The 10,417-nt window shown below is 43.0% G+C and carries 10 protein-coding genes; 5 read left to right on the top strand and 5 right to left on the bottom strand.

All coding sequences use genetic code 11. The annotated features are described in order from the left end of the window. Positions 1-414 precede the first annotated feature (414 nt). Positions 415-1,209 (bottom strand): AraC family transcriptional regulator, encoded by a 795-nt coding sequence (locus DKT75_RS21330; RefSeq protein ID WP_109826899.1) that lies wholly within the window; start codon positions 1,207-1,209, stop codon positions 415-417. 101 nt (positions 1,210-1,310) lie between these two features. On the opposite strand from DKT75_RS21330, the gene DKT75_RS21325 reads away from it, so the two are divergent. Then, the gene (locus DKT75_RS21325; protein WP_109826897.1) at positions 1,311-2,981 is read left to right on the top strand and encodes a 2-isopropylmalate synthase; all 1,671 of its coding nucleotides are present in this window, start codon (positions 1,311-1,313) and stop codon (positions 2,979-2,981) included. Positions 2,982-3,390: 409 nt separating this feature from the next. Here the strand turns inward: DKT75_RS21325 and DKT75_RS21320 are convergent, their stop codons facing one another. The 3 genes from DKT75_RS21320 to DKT75_RS21310 form a co-directional block, all read right to left on the bottom strand. After that, positions 3,391-4,062 carry a DUF3226 domain-containing protein gene (locus DKT75_RS21320; RefSeq protein WP_109826895.1) on the bottom strand — a complete coding sequence of 224 codons (672 nt, stop codon included), beginning with the start codon at positions 4,060-4,062 and terminating at the stop codon, positions 3,391-3,393. Further along, positions 4,062-5,027, bottom strand: coding sequence for an AAA family ATPase (locus DKT75_RS21315; RefSeq protein ID WP_109826893.1), 966 nt, complete (start codon positions 5,025-5,027; stop codon positions 4,062-4,064). Before DKT75_RS21315 ends, DKT75_RS21320 begins: the two co-directional genes overlap by 1 nt. A gap of 291 nt (positions 5,028-5,318) precedes the next feature. After that, the gene (locus tag DKT75_RS21310) at positions 5,319-6,155 is read right to left on the bottom strand and encodes a 5-deoxy-glucuronate isomerase (RefSeq protein ID WP_109826891.1); all 837 of its coding nucleotides are present in this window, start codon (positions 6,153-6,155) and stop codon (positions 5,319-5,321) included. Positions 6,156-6,325: 170 nt separating this feature from the next. Here DKT75_RS21310 and DKT75_RS21305 point away from each other — a divergent pair, with 170 nt between their 5' ends. Beyond that, positions 6,326-6,763 carry a DUF4174 domain-containing protein gene (locus tag DKT75_RS21305; protein ID WP_109826889.1) on the top strand — a complete coding sequence of 146 codons (438 nt, stop codon included), beginning with the start codon at positions 6,326-6,328 and terminating at the stop codon, positions 6,761-6,763. 3 nt (positions 6,764-6,766) lie between these two features. Here DKT75_RS21305 and DKT75_RS21300 read toward each other — a convergent pair whose 3' ends face one another. Further along, a complete protein-coding gene (locus DKT75_RS21300) occupies positions 6,767-7,399 on the bottom strand; it encodes a TetR/AcrR family transcriptional regulator (protein WP_109826887.1) in 633 nt (210 codons plus the stop codon). A 45-nt stretch (positions 7,400-7,444) separates the two neighbouring features. Between DKT75_RS21300 and DKT75_RS21295 the strand changes: the two genes are divergently transcribed. The 3 genes from DKT75_RS21295 (at position 7,445) to DKT75_RS21285 (ending at position 10,412) form a co-directional block, all read left to right on the top strand. After that, the gene (locus tag DKT75_RS21295; RefSeq protein ID WP_109826885.1) at positions 7,445-8,047 is read left to right on the top strand and encodes a DUF2306 domain-containing protein; all 603 of its coding nucleotides are present in this window, start codon (positions 7,445-7,447) and stop codon (positions 8,045-8,047) included. Between the two features lie 143 nt (positions 8,048-8,190). After that, on the top strand, positions 8,191-9,033 hold the full coding sequence (locus DKT75_RS21290; RefSeq protein ID WP_158278940.1) for an ankyrin repeat domain-containing protein: 843 nt from the start codon (positions 8,191-8,193) through the stop codon (positions 9,031-9,033). Between the two features lie 95 nt (positions 9,034-9,128). Continuing rightward, on the top strand, positions 9,129-10,412 hold the full coding sequence (locus tag DKT75_RS21285; RefSeq protein WP_109826879.1) for a glycerophosphodiester phosphodiesterase family protein: 1,284 nt from the start codon (positions 9,129-9,131) through the stop codon (positions 10,410-10,412). The last annotated feature ends 5 nt before the right edge of the window (positions 10,413-10,417 follow it).

Raw genomic sequence — 10,417 nt, 5'->3', positions numbered from 1 at the left:
AATATCCAATTGTGTTTTGCTAGTATCGATCCCTACATTGATTTCTTGCTCAATATTCATGATAAGATGGACTCCGACTTGCTATACGGGTTCTGAGACCCTAATGACTGTTCGAGTTATTATCTAATGAGTTATGTAGCGCTCATACTTGTTATCGGTATCTCTTGAAAAAGAGTAAGCCGTTGCTGCACCGAGCTACTACATAATGGCCTTTAGGAGCTAACTAAAGGTGGGTCTCAGTTTACCCGTTTTTTTAACATCTCAACCATACAAAAAGCTGCACGCGGACACATATTGCTGCGCTCGTTTTGTGTATGTCGCGTAGCTCCATTTTACACAAAAACGCTCTCCGCAATATGTGCAGGTGAGTTAAGCGTTATAAAGCATGAGATTTTATCTATCGAGGCAGTGTCTTTATCCGTGGTCTTTCATAAAGTCAGATGGACTTTGCCCAAAAAACGTCTTAAAAGCAGCGCTGTAAGCACTGTGGCTGCTGTAGCCATAGCGTAGGGCAATCTCAGTTATGGGGAGTCCTTCGTTAAGCGCTTCCAGAGAATAGAGCAAACGGGCTTGTTGTCGCCATTTACCAAAAGAAATACCTGTTAATTGTAAAAACTTTCGTTCAAAGGTTTTGGCTGAAATATGCAGTTCACTTGCCCATTCCGCGATTGGGCGTGCATCGGTTAAATGGTGTGTAAGGTATTCGCAGACGTTGTAATAACGTGCTTCTTTGGGCCAAGGCAATAATAGATTGAGAGCGTGATGCCGTTTTAATTCTTCCAATAATAAACTCACTAATAAGTTGGCGTGCCTATCTGCTCCATAATCAATCGGCAGCAAGGTGGCAGCTTGTATTAGTTCTTTGAGTAATGGCGTGACGTTAATAACAACAGTTCCATTAGGTAGCGTTGAATTAGCTGCGCCCGCTTTGATTAATATGCTGCGGACTTGAGTACGGCTGCGCATGATCACAGAGTGCTCTTCACCAACTGCCAGCCACACCGCTCGATTAGGTGGTACCAACCAACGCCCAGCCTGAGTTTCAATCAGCAGCATGCCTGAAATAGCATACATCAACTGCCCGCTGTTGCTGTGCTTGTGCGAAGCAATAAAGTGCCCTTTTGGATAATCTACGGCTATGCCATGTAACGGCAGCTTAGATGTTTCAAACAGGTTGAGCTTGTGTATATCGGCTACGGACTTACCCATAAATGTCTTTTTTTCTACATAATTTGCTCCATTATAGATATCAAGGCAGCCAATGAAAACCTAACATGCAGATTGATTTTTGATTGTTAGGGAGTTTACCCATGTTGCTTGACCCAAGTTGTAAGTATATTTCACACCCACCAGTTCAGTTAGTCGATCGTCAGTGGCCTGATCAGACGATTAGTAAAGCGCCGATCTGGTTGTCTACCGATTTGAGAGATGGCAACCAAGCATTATTTGAGCCAATGAACCTGAATAGAAAACATAAATTGTTTCAGACTTTGGTACAGGTTGGATTTAAAGAAATAGAGGTGGGTTTTCCAGCGGGTTCACAAATCGATTTTAATTTTTGTCGCCAGTTAATTGAGCAAAATCTCATTCCGGAAGATGTCGCCCCTATGGTCATGACGCAGTTACGTCATGACCTTATTGATCGTACTTTGGAAAGTATGAGCGGTGCACGACGTGTCATCGTGCATTTATATAATGCTGTGGCACCAGTGTGGCGTGAGATTGTTTTTGGATTATCGGTAGAACAGGTTGAGCAGTTAGTTCGTGATAATGTTCGCTATTTGAAAAGGCGCGTTGTGGACTTTCCAGAGACCGAATGGGTGTTGCAGTACTCACCAGAAACATTTTGCATGGCTGAGTTAGAGGTGTCTTTACGGATGTGCCATGCGGCGATGGATGAATGGCTAGAAGACGATACTCAAACCATGATCATCAACTTGCCAACTACAGTAGAAGTCAGCACGGCGAATGTGTTTGCTGATCAAATCGAGTGGATGCATCATCATTTGCAGCGCCGCCAGCAAGTAATTCTATCTGTTCATCCTCATAACGACCGTGGCACAGGAGTCGCTTGTGGAGAGCAAGCCTTATTAGCAGGGGCTGATCGAGTGGAAGGTTGTTTGTTTGGCAATGGCGAACGTAGCGGAAACTTGGATTTGGTTACTATTGCTTTAAATATGTATACCCAAGGTATTTCCCCAGGCCTAGATTTTTCAGATATTTTAGGTTTGGCATTAACGGTGGAAGAATGCACGGCAATTGCTTTGCACCCCCGTCACCCTTATGCAGGTGATTTGGTGTTCACTGCGTTTTCTGGCTCTCACCAAGATGCCATAGCTAAAGGCTTTAAGCGACAACAAGTCGGTGCGCCGTGGCGCATTCCTTACTTGCCGATTGACCCTAAAGACTTAGGGCGCACTTACGATGGAGTTGTGCGAGTTAACAGTCAATCGGGCAAAGGCGGTATTGCTTTTTTGCTGGAGCAGGATTATGGCATACAGATGCCACGTCGCATGCAGGTAGAGTTCAGCTCAATCGTCCAAAAGCAGGCGGATAGTGCCGAAACAGAACTATCGAGCCAACAACTATGGGAGCTGTTTACCCGTACTTATTTGCAGCCCGAGCAAGCTTCAGGAGTATACGGCTATCAGCGACACTCCTTATTTGAAACTTCATCAGGACAAGAAATTGTGTTGGATTTAAAGTCCACTCAAGGAAAGCATCGGCAAGTAAAAGGGCGAGGTAACGGCCCCATCGCAGCAACACTGGATGCGTTAGCACAACATGCAACGGTATTATCATATGAAGAGCGAAATCTAGGCCAAGGTAATGATGCCGAAGCGGTTACGTTAATCGAACTATCTACCGGTGGTTTATCTGGCTCGTATTTTGGCGTGGGTATTCATACTAACAGCACGACAGCATCTATTTTTGCTGTTTTAAGTGCATTAGCAAGAGTAAGTAGTTTTCAATATAAATAAATTTGGTCTTTATAAGCATACTAGCGGCTTTTCTAGAACTGATACTGAAGGTGAAAAATGGTTTTAACTGAGGTACTAAGGTGGCGTAGAGCGCTTCTCATGCAGCAAGTCACCTGCAAGGAAGTTTAAGAAGTACATGTGTAAATATTAAGGTCTATTATGAAAGCAATGCAGTGTGTTAAGTGCCAGAAAAACCCCTCGTTACGTTGGTTTTTCTTCAGTGGTTTTGATACTGATGATCGGTGTATCAAATGTGGAATGTTACTTAAGTGGAGTAAGAGGCGTATTTATCTTGGAATACTGGCGGCCGTACTGTCAGGACCTATTTTTCTTTTGACAGAGTCGTTTATTCCACATGATCTCTGTCGTGTCGCTGACACAGAATTTTGAACCCTCTACACGCCATACTTCAATCAAATACCCTTTTCAACCAGTCTGTTATCGAAACAAATCCTGAGTTATCTTTCTTAAATAAGCCCTTATGGTATGCATATGAAGGGGAAATACCAGGTTCTTTTTGCCAAGCTAGCCATGTTGACAGCTTAGCTTTGGAGTCATGATGTGTCGCAAAATTTTTGTGTTCATTCAGATTGTTGATTACAGTTGTTGCATGACCTAGTAACAACTGTTGTTCGGTTATGACCGAACCTAAAAATAGATCCTCAATCATCCCGTCTGATTGATGATTTGGCATGATCCAAACCCCAATTTCCGCGCCTGAAGGATGCTTAAAACACTCACCTTGGTTCATTTCTTCTGGTGTGGTAGTAATAATAAAGTCGTGTTTTTGTAACAGTTCGACCAATTGGTTTCTACGATTCTCAAAACCGTTGTTAGTTTGTGCACTATGGTCCGCATCAACAATAACGCCTAGTTTATTGATTTGGCCTCTGATTAATAAACCAAGTTGTAGTTCTAATTGTCGATAAAGTGGCTGCAAACCATTCCGATAAATCTGAGCATCGACATCCCTAGGGATTTTGGGCTCTATTTCAGGAATGTCTGATAACCCAGATAGTAACTGCTTAAAGAACTTTTGATCGCTTGCACCTTCGACAAGTAGTACGTTTCTGTTCGCCATTAGCGTACTTCCATGTCTGTTTCAGCGATCAATTTTGTATCTGCTTCATCATAGACGAGAGCAGAAATTGTTTTTTTGTCTACTTCACGTTCATTACGGCCTAATGACATAAGTCGTCCCTCTTCTGGCGAGGCTAGTGATACTTTACTGAATGCTTTAATGACATCTTTACTGTGGGTAGTCATGAACACTTGAATATTAAGCTCTTTTGCTAGCTTGAATATTTTTTCTAATACTTGCGCTTGAATTGAGTAGTGTAAACCGTTTTCAAACTCATCGATCATGAGGTAACCATCACGAGCGAAAAAAGCATGTAGGAATATTTGTAGTAGGCGGCTTATACCTTCTCCCATAGATTTTAATGAGATTGCTTTTGCTTCGCCTTTTAGTTTCACTACTGCGATTCTTTGTGGAAGTTCACCCGTTGATGTACCTGGTCGTTGCACAAACATTAAACTTGTTATGTTTGGATTGAGTATGTGCAGAGCATCTTGCAAAAACTGATCTTCGGAGTTTAAATAAACTTCATCCCATAGTTTTGCTAGATTCGTTTCTGAGTCTAAGGTTGTATTAACAACTGCATATGGGGCTGACTTCGCAGGTAGTGCATCACCTATAGCGTACTTGTTCATATCGACGAATCGGGAACTAACAACTTCCGAGCCATCTAGATTGCTGATACTACATTCTACGTTTGGAGCATTTAGCGCGCTAACTTCTTGCCATACGTCTAATAGAGAATCTCGTATTTTACCGTTTGCAGAATCACTTAAAAACTCATGTCGATTATCCAGAATTTTATCGAGTACACTTGTATTTCCACCTGAAGCAAATACTTGAACAGCCTCTAATAACGTGCTTTTTCCTGTATTGTTTTTGCCAACTATTAAGTTGACCCTTCCCAAGGAGGGGACCTCTAGGTTTTCAAAACAACGAAAATTACAAATTTTTAGACTATCTAGCATAGCTATACACCTTGTTTTCAAATAGCAAAATCAGCACGTTTAAACTCTGATAGCAATAGTATATATGAACACTGATTATTAGACCTCCTGTCGTTAAAGCTTATTTCTTCGGTAATTAGTTTTGTTTTGACTTATGGTTCAATAGAAGAAAAATAGTCATGTAACAATGGCGCTGGCCAGGACTTATGCTAATCTTTGTACCCGACAAAATTAAAGAAAATACAGACAAAAAAGCCAGCTCAACAACCGAGCTGGCTTCACCAAGCATCAATCTACCACCAGCAACCCCGCCTACTTAGGCTTCGTCACAATAGGCAAGTCCCAAGCATCTTTCTCCCAATCATCCTCAATCCACGTAAAGTCACTATGATAACAAGGTGGCGTAGAGCGCTTCTCATGCAGCAAGTCACCCGCGAGGAAGTTCAAAAAGTACATATGAGAACCCGGACAGCAAACGCTTGAGTGGTAGCCTTCTGGCACAATCGCGCAGTCGCCATCTTGCCCAGACATCACGTCGTTAAACTCGCCATCACGCCAGTTACGGTGCATCCAGAAGCCATTATCAGGTTGTAGCTTGAAGTAGTAAGTTTCCTCCAAATACGGCGAACCGTCTTTGCCATCATGACAATGAGGTGCCCAGCCTGACCAGCTTCCGCGAGGTACATATACTTCAAATAAGATCAGTCGTTCAGCAGGTAAAGGCGCTGCTAAAATGTGATTAACCTGTCTAAACGCTGCGCCACCACCACGAATCTCCGAACGCATTTCTTGCGGCTCAAACAAGCGAGTAGGGTAAACACCTTCAGCAGGTGCAGAACCAATGGCGAAGACCAGCGTGCCACCAGCAACTAAGCTAATTTTGTCGCCTGGAGTGACGTACAGCACCTGTGGCATTTCAGTGAATACACTGTCACGCGACAAGTTGTATTCCGTGCCATTGATGACAAATGTGCCTGACCCAGTGAGTGGAATAATCGCTGTTTCTTGGCCTTCGCGCGTTTCTTCAAACGCTTCGCCGTCTTTGTGATCACGCACTGAGAAGCTGAGGTATTTCCAGCCTGTCGATTCAGGAGTGATGTCGAGCATCACCCGCTGCTTTTTGTTCGATGGAATGTAACTTGTACTCATAATAGATGACCTATAAATGACTGTTGATACTGTAGCACTTCGCAGTTTTGGCGAGTGAATGCGATGATGTCGCTATACCTTTCAGCTTTGTTGAAGACCCTGCTCTTAGCGTGGAAAGCTATAAAATGTTTATAATCAAGGTCTAGCAGTGTTCGATATGGAGTTACCTGATGCGTTACTTATGGATAGTCTACTTTATGTTTTTACCTATGACACTTCAAGCCACAGGGCAATCTGTTACTCAAGCTTTGGGTGAGTTCGCATGGGAAAAACGTCAGATTATTGTCTTTACACCAGCGGCTGATGACTCGCGACTAACGCGTTTTAAAACGATTCAAACAGAGTTTGCAGAGGACTTTGCTGAGCGTTTTCTACAGACGTGGATTATCGAGGCTGACGGGAAGGTGTTACTAGAAGGTAAGCAGGATTCACGCTTACAGGCTGACTCGTTTTATCAGCACTTTAACGTGCAGAAAGACGAGTTTCGTGTCGTGTTAATTGGTTATGATCAAGGTGAAAAGCTGCGTCAGGCGGTATTTAATATTGATGAGTTATTGGGTGAGATTGACCAAATGTCGATGCGCCAGCAGGAAATGAGATCTCAATAGTTTTTATTTCAATTTTAGTCTAGGTAAGATCTCTGAAAACTCAGGTACGTCCTGCATGGCGCAGTCTTTATCTGCAAACAACATGGCATAGCCATGCACCAAGGACCACACCATCGTTTCAGTATTTAAAGCGTTGTTTCCAGTATGTTCAAATGGCAAACACACTTGTTGTAAGGTGCCATAAGACGCTTCACATGCTTGCTGATTCTCACTCATTGATTGCTTATCGGCACCCTCCAATTCCTCACAACCGGATTGGAACATCAAATGGAATAGGGTTTTATGAGTGCGCGCAAAGGTAATGTAAGCCTCGCAGGTCGCATTTAACTGATTCCACGGTGATGTTTCTGCTTGAGCATTTGCTTGCTGCATTGCTTCTGTAAACATGAAATGTCCGCGAGCCATGATGGCGACCTTCAAGCTAATAAGACCATTAAAATGGTTAGCAGGTGCGGCATGTGAAACCCCAGCGAGTGCCGCACATTTCCTCAAGGTAAGGGCTTGTGTTCCACCTGTTTCAAGCAGTTCTAAGCCCGCATTGATTAATGCTTCGCGGAGGTTTCCGTGGTGATGTGGCGCAGTGTTGTTCTTTTTAGTCATGGTAATGATTTTATGGCGACCAGTTGACAGTGTCAATTTGAATGCTTATATTGACACTGTCAATATTACTTCGGAGTTACCGTGCTACAGTCTCGAACCGCTTTTTATATCATGGCAGTTACCAGTGTCATCATCGCTTTGTCTTCGTATCGATTCTTGTTTTTGGACCTAGAGACGGCTTTTTCATATATGCCTAGCCATATAGATAATCGCTTAACGGCATTTATGCTGCACATCTCGTTAGCACCGATAGCGTTGATATTGGGTGTTATCCAATTTTCTTCAAAAATACGTACAAACATGCCTGCACTGCATCGTTGGACAGGGCGCATTTATGGTGTGTGTGTACTGGTTGCAGGTATTGCGGGACTGGTTATTGCTATTGGTGCAGAGGGTGGTTTTGTTGCAGCGACAGGCTTTGCTTTGTTGTCACTTGCTTGGATGTTTACTACATTTATGGGTGTTCAACATGTGCGTAATTGTCGTTTTGAAGAGCATCGGCGTTGGATGATTCGCTCGTTTGCACTGACGCTTGCAGGTGTTACTTTGAGGATACAGTTGCTGGGTTTTACGCTATTTGGAATGGAGTATACCGACGCTTCTTTGTATTTAGCTTGGTTGTGCTGGATACCTAATCTGCTTGTGGTGGAGTGGTGGATACGCCGAAGAGATAAGGTGAGTTAAAAATAAGACGCCCATATATCCTTTGATCTTTGGTGTATTTAAAGCATTTTTTGTTTATGTAGCTATTTTCGATCTGAATTTAATCTAAACTGATGCATAGAAATCACACTAAAATAAGCTAAAACATGATTGGTAAAAAGTATATGACGCTATCTAAATTTATTTCAATTCTCGTTATTTTTGTCTGTAGCATCATGAGTTATGGGAACTCGTATGCTGTTGAGTTTGAAGAGTGCAGCAAGTTTATAGGCAAGAATAAAACTAAGTACAGCAAGTGTCTGGAATACAGTTTTAGGGAAGCTGTTGCTCAGTCAAAGTTTAGTAAAATCAGTCATTGGTTGGGCTCGCGATCAGACGATGATTTGAATGGACCTTACGAATACCTTAGCTTGTTGATGTGTAGTAGTAGCACTAACGAGAATGGCGATACGATGGGGAAAGAAGGTGACAAGCCTTTTAAGGCTGAAAATAGTGCGCAAATTATAAAGGTGACAGATCAGCTTCTTAGTTTAGGCGCGTCGTTTGACTCAATGCCTCATTTCTCTCTTGTGACTCCGTTGTTTTGTGCGGTCAATAGGCAGAATAGTCAGGTGCTTGAGCATGTGCTGACACAGATAAAAGCGACGACTAAGGACTTAGATGGAAGTCTTTATGAAGGCTCTATTTCTGAGTTTGTTCCGCTATATAGAGCCGTGATAAATAATGACCTAGCTTCCGCTAAAGTATTGCTAAAACATGGCGCAACGACCGAGTTTTCTATTTGGGAGGGTGCAACCGCGTTAAATGCTGCTCTAAAGAAAAACCACGTAGAAATAGCGAATTGGTTGTTGGATGAGGGTGCAGTTGTCCAGCCTCGTTATGATTGTTCAGAGAAGTCTTCTTTGGGTTATGCGCTAGCTATACCTGCAAATATTGATGGGCGTGGGGCTATAGTTGCTCGTATTCGTGCACTTATGAAAAGTGTTTCTGTGGGTGTGGAGTGTTGACTCTTATTGCAACTATTCAGTCACTTAGCTTTAACCGGATTGTAACAAAGCTGCCATAGACTCCTGCCTCAAATACATTTAACTAGGAGTTTACAATGACCAAAACATGGAATCTTGTTGCCATAGCAGTACTTAGCTCGATTGCTTTGTGCAATGTGAGTGTTGCAGATAGTCATGGTGCGAAGTCAGCAGAGACAAATGTTCAATTAGGCCCGCGACCTTTCTACTTAGTTGAGCAAATGGACGACAGCGCACTTAAGTCTGAGTTACAAAAATGTGTCAATGGCCCATTTAAAAAATCAGACTTCTCAATAGGTCATCGTGGTGCTGCAATGCAGTTCCCTGAGCACACCAAAGAATCATACGAAGCAGCAGCTCGCATGGGTGCTGGTATTCTTGAGTGTGACGTGACATTCACAAAAGACAAAGAGTTAGTATGCCGCCACTCACAGTGCGACCTTCATACAACGACAAATATTCTAGCTATTCCAGAGCTTGCGGAAAAATGTACTAAGCCATTTTCACCTGCTGTTTATGATGATAAAACGGGTGAAATGCTTAGCCCAGCTTCTGCACAGTGTTGCGCGAGTGATCTAACGGTTGCTGAGTTCAAAACACTACGCGGGAAAATGGACGCTAGCGATAAAACTGCGAAGACTGTCGAAGCTTACATGGGTGGCACAGCTGGTTGGAGAACAGACTTATACGCAGGTACAGGCACTGTTTTAACACATGCTGAGAGTATCGAGCTATTCAAAAAGCTAGGCACAAAAATGACGCCTGAGCTTAAGTCAGCCAATGTAGCAATGCCATTTAATGGCTATACACAAGCAGACTACGCACAGCAAATGATTAACGAATACAAGGCTGCAGGTGTTGATGCCGCGAGTGTATTCCCGCAGTCATTTAATCTAAATGATGTGCTGTACTGGATCGAAAAAGAGCCAGCATTTGGTAAGCAAGCCGTTTACTTAGATGATGAAGTTTACAAGCACCATCCGAAAGAAAGACTTGATGTTGACGGCGGCTACAAGAAGCAAATCGCTAGAATGCCTGAACTGAAGAAGCAGGGTGTTAACTTCATGGCTCCACCAATGTGGGCGTTGATTGAGCTGAATGATAAGCAACAAATTGTCCCTTCAGAATACGCAAAGACGGCAAAAGCTAATGGTATTGACCTTATCACTTGGACATTGGAGCGCTCAGGTCTTCTTAAAAATGGCGGTGGTTGGTACTATCAGACCAGTACAGCAGCGTTGAAGAATGAAGGTGACATGATGGAAGTGCTAGACGTATTAGCGCAGGATGTTGGCATAAAAGGTATGTTCTCGGACTGGCCAGCAACGACGACTTATTACGCTAATTGCAAAGGGCTTTAAAATAA

This window comes from Leucothrix arctica, assembly GCF_003172895.1.
Taxonomy (GTDB): Bacteria; Pseudomonadota; Gammaproteobacteria; order Thiotrichales; family Thiotrichaceae; genus Leucothrix; species Leucothrix arctica.
Note: the sequence above shows the minus strand (reverse complement) of the source record. Positions and strands in the feature narration are given on the sequence as shown.